Below are 15,801 nucleotides of genomic sequence, written 5' to 3'. Positions count from 1 at the left end.
ATGAACGCAGCCCTCCATCTACCGGCCAATGCCGCCGATTTGAACGACGAGCAACAGGCGTTCCGCGCCGCTGCACGCGAGTTTGCCGACAAGGAATTCGCCCCGCATGCTGCGCGCTGGGATGCGGAAAGCCACTTCCCACGCGAGGCGATCGCCAAGGCCGCGGAGCTGGGTCTTTGCGGTCTTTATACCGACGAAGGCGTGGGCGGTCTGGGAATGCGTCGGCTTGATGCGGCGGTAGTGTTCGAAGAGCTCGCCACGGTCGACCCGTCCACCTCGGCCTTCATCAGCATTCACAATATGGTTGCCTGGTTTATCGCCAGCTACGGTAGTGACGCGGTGCGCGCGCAATGGGGCGAAGCGATGACCAGCGGCGCCAGACTGGGCTCGTATTGCCTGACCGAACCGGGGGCTGGCTCGGATGCGGCATCGCTCAAAACACGCGCGCAGCGGGACGGCGACAGCTATGTGCTCAACGGCAGCAAGGCTTTCATTTCCGGCGCCGGTGCCACCGATGTGCTGGTGGTGATGGCGCGCACTGGCGAAGACGGCGCGCGTGGGATCAGTGCGTTTGTGGTGCCTGCCGATGCCCCGGGCATCAGCTACGGCCGCAAGGAAGAAAAGATGGGCTGGAACAGCCAGCCCACGCGCGGGGTGACTTTCGAAAACGTGCGTATCCCAGCCGGCAATCTGCTCGGCAAGGAAGGCGAAGGCTTCAAGATGGCGATGAAGGCACTGGACGGTGGCCGCATCAATATCGCGGCGTGTTCGCTTGGCGCGGCGCAAGGCGCACTGGACGCGGCGCGTCGCTACATGGGCGAGCGTCGCCAATTTGGCAAGAAACTTGCAGATTTTCAGGCGCTGCAGTTCAAACTGGCTGACATGGCCACCCAGTTGGTGGCCGCCCGGCAGATGGTGCAAACCGCTGCACGCAAGCTCGATGCCGGCAGCCACGATGCCACCGTGTGGTGCGCAATGGCCAAGCGCTTCGCCACCGATGCCGGCTTTGCGATCTGCGACGAAGCACTGCAGATCCATGGCGGCTACGGCTATATCCGCGAGTATCCGATTGAGCGGCTGCTGCGCGACAGCCGCGTGCATCGCATCCTGGAAGGCACCAACGAAGTGATGCGCATGATCATTGCGCGCCATCTTCTCAACGGCGAGGAGGAACTGCGATGAGCGATTGGGAAGGGCGTCTCCATACCGGTCTGCAGGTCGAACGCGATGGCCATGTCGCCATCGTTACCTTGCGCAATCCGCCGGCCAACACCTGGACCGTGCACAGCCTTGCAGCGCTGCGCGATCTGGTGCACGCACTGGATGCCGACCGCCGCATCTACGCACTGGTCATCACCGGCGAGGGCGAAAAATTTTTCAGCGCCGGGGCTGACCTCAAGCACTTTGCAGATGGCGACAAGGCCAACGCGCGCGAGGCGGCGCGGCGGTTTGGCCAAGCGTTCGAGGCGTTGAGCGCGTTCCGTGGCGTCTCGATCGCGGCGATCAACGGCTATGCGATGGGCGGCGGGCTGGAATGCGCCTTGGCCTGCGATCTGCGTATTGCCGAGCAGCACGCGCAGATGGCCTTGCCAGAAGCCAGCGTGGGCTTGTTGCCGTGCGCCGGTGGTACCCAGAATCTGCCGCGCCTGGTCGGCGAAGGCTGGGCCAAGCGCATGATCCTGCTCGGTGAGCGCATCGATGCGGCAACCGCGCAACGCATCGGACTAGTGGAAGAAGTCGTTGGCACGGGGGAGGCGCGTGCGCATGCGATTGCCTGGGCGCAGCGTGCCGGCACCCAAAGTCCGGTGAGTGTGGCTGCATGCAAGCGTCTGGTGCAGTCCACCCGCCACGCCACGCACGCCGCTGCGCTGATTGCAGAGCGCGAAGCCTTCGTCGATCTGTTCGAGCAGGCCGATCAAGCCGAGGGTGTGGCAGCGTTTCTGGAAAAACGCACGCCACAGTGGAGCGATCGCTGATGGTGGACGTGAGCGCAACCGAAGCAGCGCCGGTCCTGTTCGAGCAGCGCAACTGCGCTGATGGACATCGCATCGGCATCGCTACGTTGAACGCACCCAGGACGCTCAACAGCTTGTCGTTGCAGATGACGCGTCTGCTGGATGCGCAGCTGCGTGCCTGGGCCGACGAGGCGCAGATTGCCTGTGTGGTGTTGCGCGGCGCAGGCGAAAAGGCGTTCTGCGCTGGCGGCGATCTGCATGGGTTGTACCAGAGCATACGTGCGCATCGCGATGCGGTGCCAGATGTGCAGCGGCGCCGCATGCAACCAGCCGGCAATGCGCACGTAGCAGCATTTTTTGAAGAAGAATATCGGCTCGACCATCGCATCCACACTTACCCGAAGCCACTGCTTTGCTGGGGCCATGGCATCGTCATGGGCGGTGGCATCGGCTTGATGTCTGGTGCCAGCCATCGCGTGGTCACCGAGCGCTCGCGCCTGGCCATGCCCGAGATCAGTGTCGGCCTGTTCCCTGATGTTGGCGGCACTTGGTTGCTGCGCCGTGTTCCGCAGGGTGCAGGGCTGTTCCTGGCGCTCACCGGTGCGTCGCTAGATGCCAGCGATGCCATCTATGCTGGGCTGGCAGATGTGCGTCTGGAGCATGTGCAGTACGCCGCCGTGCTGGATGTATTGAGCGCGCATACCTGGACCGGCAATGCCGAAGACAATCGCAGTCAGCTCAGTGCTGTTTTGCATCGCATTGCGCAACCGTTGGAGCCGGGTCCGCTGCAACTGCATGCCGCCCTGATCGAACAACTGGTGGCCGGTGAAACGGTGGATCAGGTCGTCGCCGCAATCCTGGCATTGCAAAGCGAGGACAACTGGTTGCAGGCGGCGCGTGCGACCTTGGCAGCCGGCGCACCAGGCTCGGCGCGACTGGCCTGGGAGCTGCAGCGCCATCCCGGCACCTCGACACTGGCCGACACGTTTCGCACCGAATACGTGGTTGCCCTGCACGCCGCTGCGCATGGCGATTTTGCCGAAGGCATCCGCGCGTTGTTGATCGACAAGGTCCGCCAGCCGCAATGGCAACCGGTGTCGCTGGCCCAGGCGGATGCGCGCTGGGCTGCGCATTTCTTCACTAAGCCGTGGCCGGCCGCGCAGCATCCGCTTGCCGATCTTGGTGCACCTGACCTTGGTGAACGCTGAGATGAGCAAGATCGCTTTTATCGGCCTGGGCAATATGGGCGGACCGATGGCCGCCAACCTGATCAAGGCCGGGCATCAGCTGCGGGTGTTCGATCTGGTGCCAGCCGCACTGAACGCCGCTACGGCAGCCGGCGCCTACGCCGCGAACTCGGCAGCCGACACCTTGGCTGGCGCCGAGATCGTCATCTCGATGTTGCCTGCCAGCCGACATGTGGAAGGTCTGTATCTGGGCGAGGCCGGCGTCCTGGCGCAGATTCCCGACGGGGCGTTGGTCATCGACTGCAGCACCATCGCACCGGTTTGCGCACGCAAGGTCGCCGAAGCCGCACAGGCACGCGGGCTGGCGATGCTCGATGCGCCGGTCTCTGGCGGCACTGCGGGCGCAGCGGCAGGCAGCCTGACCTTTATCGTCGGCGGCGAAGCTGAAACGCTTGAGCGCGCCCGGCCGGTATTGCAGGCGATGGGCAAGAACATCTTCCACGTCGGCAACAACGGTGCTGGCCAGGTCGCCAAACTGTGCAACAACATGGCATTGGGGGTGATCATGGCCGCCACCGGCGAGGCGCTTGCGCTCGGCATTGCGCAAGGGTTGGACCCGGCCGTGCTGTCCCAGATGATGGCAGTTAGTACCGGGCGTAGCTGGGCCACCGAAGTGTGCAACCCGTGGCCGGGCGTGCTGCCCAATGCACCGGCATCGCGTGGCTATAGCGGCGGCTTCGGCAACGACCTGATGCTCAAGGATCTAGGTTTGGTCGCTGAGTCAGCAGTGCAGGCCGGCGTGTCGATTCCACTCGGTGAGCTGGCACGCAATCTCTATGCGATCAACAGCCAGGCTGGTAACGGCGCACTGGATTTTTCCAGCGTGATCAAGTTAGTGGCCAAGGTGTAGTTATCAAACCATCGCGCTTGCCAGCAGGCGGGCGCTGCCGTTGCGCGGCACGGCATGGGCCACCCGCACCCCCGGTTTCTGAGTGCGCCGTTTTCACCCACGCGCAGGTTTGCTCGCCATGTCTTGTTTGCCACGCGCGGGCGCGGTGCATGCGATAGCCGGCTGCGTTGGCGGTGTTATCACGCAGTAGCGTGACCAGCGCCGCGCCATGTCAAAATTCCACCTGTCCGCGTGATGTGATATCGTCACGCACGGGTGTAATAGTCTCCAACATCGCGCGCGCTTAAGTTGCGCGCATTGCACGAGGCTACGACATCCATGGGACACGACCACAACCACGCACCCAGCGACATCCGCCACGAAACACCGTTGTGGTGGGCGCTCGCGTTGACGGCCACATTCTTGTTGGCGGAAGTCATCGGTGCGTTCGTCACCAACAGCCTGGCGCTGCTTTCCGATGCGGCGCATATGGCCACCGACACCGTTGGCTTGATGATCGCACTGCTTGCGGTGCGGTTGAGTCGTCGCCCAGCCGACGCACGCCGCACCTATGGGTATGTGCGGCTCGAAGCGCTCGGTGCACTGGCCAACGGTGCGCTGTTGTTCGCAGTCGGTGCCTACATTCTGTGGGAAGCCGCGCAACGCTTGCGTGCGCCGCAGGACATTTCGTCCAGCGGTATGCTGCTGATCGCTGGCTTCGGCCTGGTGACCAATCTGATTGCGATGAAGCTGTTGCACGCCGGCAGCGACGAAAGCCTCAACGTCAAGGGCGCCTATCTGGAAGTCTGGAGCGACATGCTCGGCTCGGTGGCGGTGATCCTCGGCGCGCTGCTGATCCGCTGGACCGGCTGGCAATGGATCGATCCGGTATTGGCCGTGCTGATCGGCCTGTGGGTGCTGCCGCGCACCTGGCTGCTGCTACGCGAAGCGATCAATGTCTTGCTTGAAGGCGTCCCCAAGGGCATCGATTTGGCCCAGGTGCGTCAAACACTCATCAGCCATCCTGGCGTCGAAGACGTACACGACCTGCATGTGTGGGCACTGGCCTCCAGCACACCCGCACTCACTGCGCACGTGGTGGTGAGCAAAGCCATTGACCGCGACCGCCTGCGCGAAGCCCTCGGCGCGCTACTACACGACCGCTTCGAAATCACCCACGCCACCTTGCAAGTGGAAAGCGGCGACTGCGGCACCAAACCCTGCGGCACGCCAAAGGGTGCGCAACAAGGTGCTGCGGACGGCAATCGCCACGCACACGCGCATGGTGTGCATCACCACCATTGACCGATCAGTGGTGCGCCAACAAGAAGGCCGCCAGAGGGCGGCCTTCTTGTTGGTGCAAAGTAGCAGCAGCGACATCACACCACTGCCTCACGCAACAACGGCAAATCCCAACCTGGCCGTGGTGCGAAGCGCTCGCCGTAACGCGCATGCAGTGCTTGCAGGCGTTCGAGCAGCGCGTCGGCGCCGACACTGCGGATGTGCTGGATCGGGCCGCCGCGAAACGGGGCGAAGCCGGTGCCGAAGATGATACCGGCATCGAGCAGATCCGCATCGGCCACCACGCCATCGTGCAGGCAGGCCACCGCTTCGTTGAGCAGTGGAAGGATCAGGCGATCTTCCAGATCGGCCGGCACTGCATAGCCGCTGGCCACGTCGGGCTTGACCGCGCGGCTGTTCTCCCACTTATACAGGCCCTGGCCATCCTTTTTGCCGCGCTTGCCCGATTCCACCGTGGAGAGTGCCGCTGGAATCGGCAAGCGCAGGAAGGGCGCCAGTTCTGCGCCCACGCCCGCGGCGACATCCAGGCCAACCGTGTCGATCAATTCGATCGGCCCCATCGGCATGCCGAACTGCACTGCGGTCTTGTCCAGCACCGGGCCCGGCACGCCTTCGGCATACGCGGTGGCCGCTTCGAGCAGATACGGGAACAGCACGCGATTAACCAGGAAACCCGGCGTGCCGGCGACCGGCACCGGGAACTTGTCCAATGCCTTGCAGAACGCGGCAAGACGCGTGACGTTGGCCGGATCCAGACGGTCGTGCTGCACGATTTCCACCAGCGGCATCATCGCCACCGGATTGAAATAGTGCAGGCCGGCGAACTGCGCCGGACGTTGGATGTGCCCACGCAGCTCGATCAGCGGAATCGACGAGGTGTTGGTGGTCAGCAACGCATCGGGCTTGAGCCGCGGCTCTACCGATTGATACAGATCGCGCTTGGCCTGTGGGTTTTCGATGATCGCCTCGATCACCAGATCGGCTTGTGCCACGCCTGCACCGGCCAGGTCGCCACGCAGACGCGCCGCGACTGCCGGCCGCTTGGCGTTGTCCTTGACCCGCTTGGCGAACAACTCGCCGCCGCGCGTCAACGCGGTATCGATGAAGCGCTGGTCGCGATCCTGCAGGGTGACCTCAAAGCCCTTGTAAGCGGCCCAGGCCGCGATGTCGCCGCCCATCACCCCGGCACCGATCACATGCACATGGCGAATGGGCGCCAGTGCCGCGCCGCCGGCGTCCTTGCCACCTAGCGCTTTCAAGCGCTCGGTGAGGAAGAAGAGACGGACCAGATTGCGCGCGGTCGGCGTGCTGGCGAGTTTGACCACCGCCTTGCGTTCGGCAGCGAGCCGGGCCTGGATGCCGCTGCCACCGGCGCGCTCCCATACGTTGATCAGCGCATATGGCGCCGGGTAGTGCTGCTTGCGCGCCTTGCGTGCGACCTGCTTGCGCATCTGCGGCGCCAGCAGTTTGCGCGCGAGTAAGGTATTGGTGGCCCAGGCGGTGGCGCGCTGTTTGAACGGTCGCTTGGTACCGGCCAGTGCCAACGCCGCGGCCGCATCGACCAGTACGGCAGGCGCAGCGATCTTGTCGATCAAGCCCATCGCACGCGCGGCCTTGGCCGACACAGTGCGGCCGGTCAGCATCAAATCCATCGCAGCAGGTGTGCCGATCAGACGCGGCAAGCGGGCGCTGCCGCCCCAGCCGGGAAAGATGCCGAGCTTGGTCTCCGGCAGGCCAATGCGTGTGCTGCCATCGTTGGAGGCTACCCGGTAGCGGCAGGCCAGTGCGATCTCGGTGCCGCCCCCCATGCAGAAGCCGTGGATTGCCGCAACCGTAGGACAGTGCAGTTCGGCCAGCTTCTGAAAGACACTCTGGCCGCGATGGATCGCGTCATTGACCGTGCCCTTGCGGTCGAATTCCTGAAACTCCTTCAGATCGGCACCGGCGATGAAACCGTTGGCCTTGCCCGAGCGCAGTACCACGCCCTTGGGCGGCTCCAGTGCCAGCCGCTCGACCAGCGCGTCCAACTCGAGCAGCACCTCCTGCGAAAGTGCGTTGACCGGTGCGCCCTGACGATCAAGGCTGAGCACCACCACGCCGTCCTCGCGCAGGTCGGCCTGCCAATGACTGAATCGGAGCCCGTCGAAACCTGGAAGCATGCGTCTGGCCATCCGGCAATATGAGGAAAGATCGTTATCATCCAGAGGTTGTTTCCTTCACGTCAAATACCCATATCCGCCGACAGGACGGCATGCGCCTCATCCGGGGCGTGGCAAGCGGCGCACCGGTGCGGCTACCCTGAATGCGCGACGGTCGTACGGACCGGTATGAACTTTTCTTTTCAACGGCGGTCTCATTGCCCGACTTCGGTGGGCTGACAGGAGTGCGGCCCGACATGGCCGAAGTCGATACACCTCAGGAGCTGGATCTGGAATTGGTCCGGCGTGTGCAGCGCGGCGAAAGCGCAGCGTTCGATGTGCTGGTGCGCAAATACCAGCATCGAATCGTCGCGCTGATCGGGCGCTACATCGCCGACTGGAGCGAAAGCCAGGACGTGGCCCAGGACGCATTTGTGCGCGCATACCGCGCGATCAACAGTTTCCGCGGCGACTCCCAGTTCTATACGTGGTTGCACCGCATTGCCGTCAACACTGCCAAGAATCATCTGGCTGCGCACAACCGCCGGCCACCCGCCGACGACATCGAGATCAGCGATGCCGAGCGGTGCGATGGTGGGATCCGATTGCGCGATACCGACACACCGGAGCGCGAATTGATGCGACAGGAGCTGGAACAAACGGTGATGCGTGCGGTCCAAGCCCTACCGGAAGCACTCCGGTCGGCCATCACCATGCGCGAGGTGGACGGGCTGAGTTATGACGAAATCGCGCGAAAGATGGATTGCCCGATCGGAACGGTGCGCTCGCGCATCTTCCGGGCGCGCGAGGCCATCGACATCGAGCTGCGGCCTCTATTGGAGACCGAAAGCGCTACCCGTGAGCGACACGCTGTATGAGGCATAACCCTGCCATGTCCACCACCGACAAGTTCGAGCTTCACTATCGTCAGCAGCTGTCCGCGCTGGTGGACGGCGAATTGAATACCGACGAGTCGCGCTTTTTGTTGCGCCGTCTGGCCCACGATGAAGAACTTGCCGGTTGCCACGAACGCTGGCAGCTATGCGGCGATGTGTTGCGCGGTGCGGCCAGTGCGCCAGCACCATCGGATTTTGCAGCGCGTGTGCGTAGCGCCATCGCTGCTGAGCCCGTTCCACAGGAGCACCGGACGAGGCGCCCGGCCGCGCGTTGGCGTTGGGGTGGTGGCGCGGCGATTGCAGCGTCGGTTGCCGCAATTGCTTTATTCATCGCGCGCGAACGTCTTCCTCAGACCGCCTTGCCTGCCTCGGATATGCCGGTGTATGCCACCGCAGCGCAGATGCCTGCGGCTTCGCAGGTTCCGGTCACACCAGTGGCACCGAAGGTTCCGGTCGCGCCTGGCCCGGCGACCCCTGATGACATTGTCGCGCTCGCCGCGGCAGCGCCGGCCGCAGCGCTGGCGTCCACCCGCCGTGGCGCGGCTACGCGCAACCAGCAGGTGGCGCGTAGCGTGGCTTGGCGTCAGCAACAAACGCCGACCCGCATGGTGGCGACCGCCACGCCGGCACCGGCGACTGTAACCCCCGCAGCGCCCTCCAACCCGTTCACGCATTCCGATACGACGCTGCAGCCACGCCCGTGGCCGCGCGCGGCTTTATCCGGGGCTGGCGAAAGGCCGCTCGACGCCAGTGTCCGGCAAAGCGGCCAAGGCGCCGCGTTCTACCCGTTCGAGCCCGCGCCACAGATCGTGACCAGCCCGGCGCTAAGCCGGCCGCTGCCGGTGCAGTTGCCACAGAACTGACGCCGCCGCCGATCTCATCCGCTCGGCGTCCTTCCTCTCGTTATCGTGCCGGACCCTTGTCATCAAAGGGTTCGCCCCTGTCGCCCTGCCATCGGAGGCAACCTGATGAACCATCGCATCCGCACCCAAATGTTTGGCCTGATCGCCATGACCCTACCGTTGATCGCTTGCGCGCAGCGGCCTGCGCCGGTCGCCAAGGACACCGCGCCGATCGCCGTCAACCGCAGCGCCACGCCAGCGCCGCAGCTGGTGGCGGGTCTACCGGATTTCACCAACCTGGTCGAACAGGTCGGCTCGGGCGTGGTTAACATCGAAACCACCATTACCCGCAAGGACGCCATGGCGCATCAGCGGCGGGGGGGACAGGACGGCGGCGCCATGCCGGGCGATGAGCAGATGCCGGAGTTCTTCCGCCGTTTCTTCGGGCCGGACTTCCAAATGCCGGGCGGACCGCGTCAGGGGCAGGGCCCCGGCCAGGACGATGACGACGGCGGTATCGCCGGCAAGTCGATGGGCTCGGGTTTCATCATTTCCGCCGACGGCTACGTGCTGACCAACCATCACGTGGTCGATGGCGCCAGCGAAGTCACCGTCAAGCTGACCGACCGGCGCGAGTTCAAGGCCAAGGTGGTTGGCAGCGACGAGCAATTTGATGTGGCGCTGCTGAAGATCGAGGCCAAGGGTCTGCCGACGGTGCGCATCGGCGATTCCAAAACGCTCAGGCCGGGCCAGTGGGTGGTGGCGATCGGCTCGCCGTTCGGCCTGGATCACTCGGTCACCGCCGGTATCGTCAGCGCCACCGGCCGCAGCAATCCGTATGCGGACCAGCGCTATGTGCCCTTCATCCAGACCGACGTGGCGATCAATCAGGGCAACTCCGGCGGCCCGCTGCTCAACACGCGCGGTGAAGTGGTTGGCATCAATTCGCAGATCTTCTCCGCTTCGGGCGGCTATATGGGCATCAGCTTCGCGATCCCGATCGATCTGGCCTTCAGCGCTGCCGAGCAGATCAAGGCCACCGGCCACGTGAGTCGCGGCATGCTGGGCGTGGCGGTCGGCCCGATCGATGCACTCAAGGCGCAGGGCCTGGGCTTGCCGGATACGCGCGGTGCGCTGGTGAACGACATTCCCGCCGGCAGTCCTGCAGCCAAGGCCGGCATTGAGGTGGGCGATGTGATCCGCAGCATCGATGGCAAGAATATCCAGGCCTACAGCGATCTACCGCCAATGATCGGCTTGTTGCCGCCGGGCACCAAGGTGACCCTGGACGTGCTGCGTGACGGCAAGCCGCGCAAGGTGGCCGTCACCCTGGCAACGCTGGACAACCCGTCCGGCAACGCCGCACCGCGCGCCGCGGCCGACAAGGCCAAGCCCAGCGCCCCGGCCAGCGTGGAACTGCTCGGCCTGCAAGTCGTCGATCTGACCGCCGCCGAGCGCAGCGGCCTGGGCCTGGAAGCGGGACAGGGTGTGCGCATCGCCGCGGTGACAGGTTCGCAGGCGCGCGACACTTCGCCGCCGCTTTCTCCCGGTCAGGTCATCCTGCGGGTGGGTAGGATCTCGGTTGGCAGCGTGGCCGAGTTGAATCGTGCGCTGGCCGGTTACAAAAAAGGCGACGTAATCATGGTGCTAATCTCTAGTGGACGAGCAAACAGCTACGTAGCTATTAAGGCAGGCTGATACAGTTTGCTGAACTGAGTAATAAATCGACAAACTTGCTAAACGCCAAGGTTGACATGGGTTCATAATTTGTGGTAAAGGTTAAATGGCAGGGGGTTTAACTCGACATGCGTAAGAGGAGAGTAATGATGGCTCTTGATCTTGATGAAAGCGTAGAAATCATGATGAAAGCGTAGAAGTTAACTCGGTCGTTTTATTGGATGTAGATGCTGAAGCTATAGTGCCTTATGAAGATTCCCATGATCTCATTCGTAAGGCGCTCTCCTTTCCAGTTGATAGTATTGTTTTGAGATATGCAAATGAAGTGGGTATCTCAAAAAGTAGTGCGTCGAAACACGCTTTAGAGGTAATTAGATATTTGGCTTTATGCGCGCTATACCCGGAAAAGAAGTTTCCGATGGCAAGGACTTTAGATAAGTTCTGGCATGAATTCATTGTAAACACTGTGGATTATGTTAATTTTTGCAAGGCCGTCGCTGGTCGTTACATCCATCATAAGCCTGCAGATTCTTCCGCTGGCGACGGTAGTGTTAATCTAATGGGTGATTATGAATTCTTTAGATATGCCTATGAGAGACATTTTTGCGAGCTCCCGCCGCCTCAGTTTTGGCCTAGTCTAGATGCTGGGCCCGGGGGCTTTGCGGATTGTCATAATTGCTTTTCGATGTCTAGTGATGATGTAATCTGACCGCAATTAATAATGTATGCGCCACCCAACTGGGTGGCGTTTTCCTTAAAAAAGGAAGCGATATGGCTCATATTATGATTTTTGGAAAATATCCTCCTATACAAGGTGGTGTTTCCAGGTCAGTATATTGGCTGGCGCAGGACTTGGTAAGAAGTGGGCATGCAGTTACGGTAATCACAAATGCGGAGGGCGTGGAAAGTAATTTCAGGCAATGGTTGGAATATGATGATGCGGTGGCGCTGAGCAGTGCTCGGGCGGGCTATGAAGTTAATGTGGTCAATGTGGAAGTGTTGCGGGGGCTGGCTATCCCGGGAGATGCTCCATTTCTATCGCAATTGGTTGGCGCGGGGCTGAGAGAGACCAGTGTAGCGAAGCCTGATCTTATAATTGGTCGTCCCTGAAAACCCCCAACCACCCAACGACCGCAAGGCCTTGATGTCTGCACCGGCGTGCCAAAACTACCAGTGTTCGCTACGCTGAAGGCTGGTTTCTGGCAATTTTCACTCATGCGTACACGCCGTCCTGCTGCCGAAGACAGACCCGCCGCCGAGTTGTTTCGTTCGTGGCTGGAGAACCAGATCGATCTGCGTCATCCGCTGGCGCGGCTGAGCCAACGGATGCCGTGGACGGCGTTGGAGCAAGCACTTTCATCGCGCTTGCCGGCCACCCAGGCCGGTGGCGGTCGGCCGGCATTGCCGGTGCGGCTGATTGCCGGTTTGCTCTACCTCAAACACGCCTACGACCTGTCCGATGAAGCGGTGTGCGAGCGCTGGCTGGAGAATCCGTACTGGCAGTTCTTCACCGGTGAGGTCGTGTTCCAGACGCGCTTGCCGAGCGATGCCAGCTCGCTGACGCGCTGGCGGCAGCGCCTGGGTGAGGCCGGGATGGAAGAGCTGCTGGCGCACACCATCAACGCCGCGCATGCGATGCAGGCGGTGGACGCACGCGAGTTGTCGCGGGTGATCGTGGACACCACGGTGCAGGAAAAGGCGATCGCCTATCCGACCGACAGCCGTTTGCTGGAGGTGGCACGCAAGAAGCTGGTGTTACTGGCCAAGCGGCACGGCATCGGATTGCGGCAGAGCTACGCGCGGCAAGGCCCGGCCCTGAGCCGCAAGGCAGGTCGGTATGCGCATGCGCGCCAGTTCAAGCGGATGCGGCGCGTGCTGCGACGTCAACGCACAGTGCTGGGACGGCTCGTGCGCGACATCCAACGCAAACTCGATCAGGTAAACACCGGCGTGCGCGAGCGCATCGCTGTCTGGCTGGAACGTGCGCAACGGCTGTACACGCAGCGTCCGAAGGACAAACAAAAACTGTACGCATTGCATGCCTCGGAAGTGGAATGCATTGGCAAGGGCAAGGCGCGTCAAGCGTACGAATTCGGCGTCAAGGTCGGCATTGCGGTCACCGCCTGCAAGGGATTGGTCGTGGGTGCGCGCAGCTTCCCGGGCAACCCGTACGACGGCGATACCTTGGCCGAGCAGCTGGAGCAGACACGCGGGTTGCTGCAGGATGTGAGCGTAGAACCGACGGTGGCGATCGTGGACCTGGGCGATCGCGGGCGCGAAGTCGATGGCGTGCAGGTCCTGCATCGCGGCAAGGCCAAGACGCTGACGCGACGGCAATGGCGCTGGATCAAGCGACGGCAGGCGGTGGAGCCGGTGATCGGACATCTGAAAGACGACTGCCGGTTGCGTCGCTGCAGGCTGAAAGGTGCCCAAGGCGATGCGCTGCACGTGCTCGGCTGCGCCGCTGGCTACAACCTGCGCTGGCTGCTGCGCTGGATCGCGTTTTTGCGTGCCTGGATGCGGGCGATGGGATGGTCATCCTTGAGTACCGTGCCGCTGTCACCGACGGCACTTGGCGCTTGAAGGGGATTTTTCAGGGACGACTATCGACATTCCGCGTCCTTGCATGGACGCGGAAGCGTGATGCGCGGCATGGTGCCGATGCGGCGCTCGCCGGTGCTCTGAGTGCGTGCGTAAAGGCGTGTCTGATTGTTGTAGATCGCATCGCTGGTGGTTTGGCGCCACAAAGTCTCCCATTCCAGATTTACGGTGATCTTGGGAGTGGGCGAGAAAGGGAAGGTCTGAACAACGCACCAGACCTCTAAAATTCGAGCCTGCTGCGTGCCAATAGCGCACAGAGTTGATGCGTACGATACGATTTCTACGGTTTCTTGCGGCGTTGGCTGGCGCCAGGCAGCATTATCCCCTGGCCGGCAGCAACTGCCGGCGCACCATCTACAGATTGGATAGTGCGAACAGGGTCAGCACATGCGCGGTGTTCTTGGCCAAGCCGCGATAGCGGACCTTGGTGTAGCCAAACTGGCGTTTGATCACGCGGAATGGATGCTCCACCTTCGCACGCACACTTGCTTTGAAGTATTCCCAACGTTCTTCCTGGCGGCGCTCGCGTTTGTTGCCAATGGCTTGAATCGTCGAACGCTTGGCGGCAATGAAAAAACCAGCCTTGCAGGTCTGCAGTTCTTCGCGTTTGTCCGCACCGGTGTAGCCGCTGTCGCCGAACACACTGTCTTCTTTGCCGTGCAGCAATGCGTGGGTCACCGTGACATCGGCCACATTGGCAGCCGTACAACGGACGTAGTGCACCAGCCCGGAAAACTCATCCACGCCGATGGGTGCCTTCATCCCGAAATACCACTGATTGCCTTTCTTGGTCTGATGCATTTCAGGGTCGCGCGCGCGGTCGGTGTTCTTGGTCGAACTGGGCGCAGCGATCAGGGTTGCATCGACGATCGTGCCGGACCGCAGGCTCTGACCCTTGCGCACCAGATCCGCGTTGACGGCCTCCAGCATCCGCGCTGCAAGGCCATGGGTTTCCAGCAAGCGGCGAAAGTTGAGAATCGTGGTCTCGTCGGGAACATTGTCCAAACCGCCGAGCCGGGCAAAACGGCGCAAGGTCCGGATCTCGTGCAACGCTTCTTCCATCGCCGGATCGCTCAACGCATACCACTGCTGCAGCAAATGAATCCGCAACATCGTCGCCAGTGCGTACGGCTGTCGACCAGGCCGCCCCGACACCGGATAGTGCGGCGCGATCAGTCCGAGCAAATGCCTCCACGGAACCACCTGCTCCATCTCGGCCAGGAAGATCTCGCGGCGAGTCTGCTTGCGCTTGCCCAAACCTTCAGCGTCACCGAACGTCAGTTGCATGGATGACTCCTCAACGTAGGTGTGTAGTGTCGCGCATTTGAAGTGCGTTGTTCAGAGGTTCCCTAAGAACCTGTTCACGATCTTTCCTGATTGGTGCAGACTCTGCGGATGCGCCAAAAAACCTATCCGAGCGACATGAGCCGGGAGCGTTTCGAACACATCCTCCCGATCCTGGAACAAGCGCGCAAGCGCACCAAGCCACGCCGAGTGGATATGTATGAGGTGTGGTGCGCAGTGTTGTACGTGCTGCGAACCGGTTGCCAATGGCGAGCGCTACCCAGCGACTTTCCGAAGTGGCGGACCGTGCACGCGTACTTTGCCAAGTGGAGCGAGTGCGACGATGAAGGAGTGAGCCTGCTGGAGCGGGCGCTCAAAAAATCAGGTTGGCGTGGCCCGCCAGAAACAGGAGCGCAACATCTTCAGCAGGTTCTTGATCGTGGACGCGCAGAGCGTCAAGAACACGGACACAGCCGGGCAAAAGGGATATGACGCGGGCAAAAAGGTGTCGGGCATCAAGCGGCATATCGCTGTTGATACCCAGGGGTTGCCCCATGCCATCGCGGTGACGACGGCGGAGGTGACCGACCGCAAAGGTGCGCTGCAGGCGCTGGAGCGCTGTCAGTCAAACTTGACGCATGTACAAAGCCTGCTGTGCGACAGTGGTTACATCGGAGTACCGTTTGCCGAAGGCGTGCGAGAGATTCTAGGCGAGCAGCTCACGGTGCAGATTGCCAAGCGCAGCGAATTGCACACCTTCAAGGTCATGCCCAAGCGCTGGATCGTCGAGCGCAGTTTTGCCTGGCTGGAGAAAAACCGAAGGCTTTGGAAGAACTGCGAGCGCAAACTCAACACCAGCTTGCAGTTCATCCATCTGGCCTTCTTGGCGCTTCTACTCAAAAGATCGTGAACAGGCTCTAAGCGCGTCACTGTGCACAAAAGCACACCCTTCTGCTGCAGCGCGCTCGCGTGCAGGGCTGACTGATACGCCCAGGGTTTCCTAGACATCTCAAGGCCATGGAACATGGTC

Annotated in this window: 13 protein-coding genes and 2 pseudogenes; 12 read left to right on the top strand and 3 right to left on the bottom strand. The window is 62.1% G+C overall.

Features of this window, described 5'->3' with window-relative positions; all coding sequences use genetic code 11:
- The 5 genes from PD885_RS12960 to PD885_RS12940 all read left to right on the top strand — a co-directional run bounded on the left by PD885_RS12960 (position 1) and on the right by PD885_RS12940 (position 5,336).
- Entirely contained in the window at positions 1 to 1,182 is a 1,182-nt protein-coding gene (locus tag PD885_RS12960; protein ID WP_002810643.1) for an acyl-CoA dehydrogenase family protein, read from the top strand.
- Positions 1,179 to 1,976: an enoyl-CoA hydratase gene (locus tag PD885_RS12955; RefSeq protein WP_002810640.1), complete on the top strand. Its 798-nt coding sequence runs from the start codon at positions 1,179 to 1,181 to the stop codon at positions 1,974 to 1,976. The genes PD885_RS12960 and PD885_RS12955 overlap by 4 nt, the downstream gene beginning before the upstream one ends.
- Positions 1,976 to 3,163, top strand: a complete 1,188-nt coding sequence (locus tag PD885_RS12950) for an enoyl-CoA hydratase/isomerase family protein (protein WP_002810638.1) — start codon at positions 1,976 to 1,978, stop codon at positions 3,161 to 3,163. The genes PD885_RS12955 and PD885_RS12950 overlap by 1 nt, the downstream gene beginning before the upstream one ends.
- A 1-nt stretch (position 3,164) precedes the next feature.
- Positions 3,165 to 4,052 carry a 3-hydroxyisobutyrate dehydrogenase gene (gene mmsB, locus PD885_RS12945; RefSeq protein ID WP_002810636.1) on the top strand — a complete coding sequence of 296 codons (888 nt, stop codon included), beginning with the start codon at positions 3,165 to 3,167 and terminating at the stop codon, positions 4,050 to 4,052.
- A gap of 318 nt (positions 4,053 to 4,370) precedes the next feature.
- Positions 4,371 to 5,336 (top strand): cation diffusion facilitator family transporter, encoded by a 966-nt coding sequence (locus PD885_RS12940; protein WP_002810634.1) that lies wholly within the window; start codon positions 4,371 to 4,373, stop codon positions 5,334 to 5,336.
- A gap of 74 nt (positions 5,337 to 5,410) precedes the next feature.
- Here the strand turns inward: PD885_RS12940 and PD885_RS12935 are convergent, their stop codons facing one another.
- A complete protein-coding gene (locus PD885_RS12935) occupies positions 5,411 to 7,492 on the bottom strand; it encodes a 3-hydroxyacyl-CoA dehydrogenase NAD-binding domain-containing protein (RefSeq protein WP_002810633.1) in 2,082 nt (693 codons plus the stop codon).
- 236 nt (positions 7,493 to 7,728) lie between these two features.
- Between PD885_RS12935 and rpoE the strand changes: the two genes are divergently transcribed.
- From rpoE to PD885_RS12915, 6 genes are all read left to right on the top strand, one after another.
- On the top strand, positions 7,729 to 8,349 hold the full coding sequence (gene rpoE, locus PD885_RS12930; protein ID WP_002810631.1) for an RNA polymerase sigma factor RpoE: 621 nt from the start codon (positions 7,729 to 7,731) through the stop codon (positions 8,347 to 8,349).
- Positions 8,346 to 9,230 carry a sigma-E factor negative regulatory protein gene (locus PD885_RS12925; protein ID WP_002810630.1) on the top strand — a complete coding sequence of 295 codons (885 nt, stop codon included), beginning with the start codon at positions 8,346 to 8,348 and terminating at the stop codon, positions 9,228 to 9,230. Before rpoE ends, PD885_RS12925 begins: the two co-directional genes overlap by 4 nt.
- 105 nt (positions 9,231 to 9,335) lie before the next feature.
- On the top strand, positions 9,336 to 10,907 hold the full coding sequence (locus tag PD885_RS12920; protein WP_002810629.1) for a DegQ family serine endoprotease: 1,572 nt from the start codon (positions 9,336 to 9,338) through the stop codon (positions 10,905 to 10,907).
- A 220-nt stretch (positions 10,908 to 11,127) separates the two neighbouring features.
- The gene (locus PD885_RS20810; protein WP_145954051.1) at positions 11,128 to 11,595 is read left to right on the top strand and encodes a glycine-rich domain-containing protein; all 468 of its coding nucleotides are present in this window, start codon (positions 11,128 to 11,130) and stop codon (positions 11,593 to 11,595) included.
- A 62-nt stretch (positions 11,596 to 11,657) separates the two neighbouring features.
- The gene (locus PD885_RS20805) at positions 11,658 to 11,996 is read left to right on the top strand and encodes a hypothetical protein (protein ID WP_134656592.1); all 339 of its coding nucleotides are present in this window, start codon (positions 11,658 to 11,660) and stop codon (positions 11,994 to 11,996) included.
- Positions 11,997 to 12,101: 105 nt separating this feature from the next.
- Entirely contained in the window at positions 12,102 to 13,469 is a 1,368-nt protein-coding gene (locus PD885_RS12915; protein WP_065975129.1) for an IS5 family transposase, read from the top strand.
- A 59-nt stretch (positions 13,470 to 13,528) separates the two neighbouring features.
- Here PD885_RS12915 and PD885_RS22765 read toward each other — a convergent pair.
- Both PD885_RS22765 and PD885_RS12910 read right to left on the bottom strand, forming a co-directional pair.
- Positions 13,529 to 13,687, bottom strand: a pseudogene (locus PD885_RS22765) (alginate export family protein); the annotation flags it as partial.
- A gap of 157 nt (positions 13,688 to 13,844) precedes the next feature.
- Positions 13,845 to 14,774, bottom strand: a pseudogene (locus PD885_RS12910) (IS5 family transposase); the annotation flags it as partial.
- Positions 14,775 to 14,882: 108 nt separating this feature from the next.
- On the opposite strand from PD885_RS12910, the gene PD885_RS12905 reads away from it, so the two are divergent.
- Positions 14,883 to 15,681 (top strand): IS5 family transposase gene (locus PD885_RS12905; RefSeq protein ID WP_088056926.1). Its coding sequence is split into 2 segments (ribosomal slippage): positions 14,883 to 15,154 and positions 15,153 to 15,681, totalling 801 coding nucleotides; the frame shifts between segments, so codons are not numbered across the junction.
- Positions 15,682 to 15,801: the final 120 nt, after the last annotated feature.

The sequence above is a fragment of the Xanthomonas fragariae genome (assembly GCF_900183975.1).
Lineage (GTDB): Bacteria > Pseudomonadota > Gammaproteobacteria > Xanthomonadales > Xanthomonadaceae > Xanthomonas > Xanthomonas fragariae.
This window is presented reverse-complemented; position numbering and strand designations above follow the sequence as displayed.

Excerpts from the sequence above, each read along its gene's own strand:
- PD885_RS20805 (WP_134656592.1), top strand. The coding sequence starts at position 11,658 with ATGGCTCATATTATGATTTTTGGAAAATATCCTCCTATACAAGGTGGT.
- PD885_RS12940 (WP_002810634.1), top strand. The coding sequence starts at position 4,371 with ATGGGACACGACCACAACCACGCACCCAGCGACATCCGCCACGAAACA.
- PD885_RS12925 (WP_002810630.1), top strand. The coding sequence starts at position 8,346 with ATGAGGCATAACCCTGCCATGTCCACCACCGACAAGTTCGAGCTTCAC.
- PD885_RS12955 (WP_002810640.1), top strand. The coding sequence starts at position 1,179 with ATGAGCGATTGGGAAGGGCGTCTCCATACCGGTCTGCAGGTCGAACGC.
- PD885_RS12960 (WP_002810643.1), top strand. The coding sequence starts at position 1 with ATGAACGCAGCCCTCCATCTACCGGCCAATGCCGCCGATTTGAACGAC.
- rpoE (WP_002810631.1), top strand. The coding sequence starts at position 7,729 with ATGGCCGAAGTCGATACACCTCAGGAGCTGGATCTGGAATTGGTCCGG.
- PD885_RS12950 (WP_002810638.1), top strand. The coding sequence starts at position 1,976 with ATGGTGGACGTGAGCGCAACCGAAGCAGCGCCGGTCCTGTTCGAGCAG.
- mmsB (WP_002810636.1), top strand. The coding sequence starts at position 3,165 with ATGAGCAAGATCGCTTTTATCGGCCTGGGCAATATGGGCGGACCGATG.
- PD885_RS12915 (WP_065975129.1), top strand. The coding sequence starts at position 12,102 with ATGCGTACACGCCGTCCTGCTGCCGAAGACAGACCCGCCGCCGAGTTG.
- PD885_RS12935 (WP_002810633.1), bottom strand. The coding sequence starts at position 7,492 with ATGCTTCCAGGTTTCGACGGGCTCCGATTCAGTCATTGGCAGGCCGAC.
- PD885_RS12920 (WP_002810629.1), top strand. The coding sequence starts at position 9,336 with ATGAACCATCGCATCCGCACCCAAATGTTTGGCCTGATCGCCATGACC.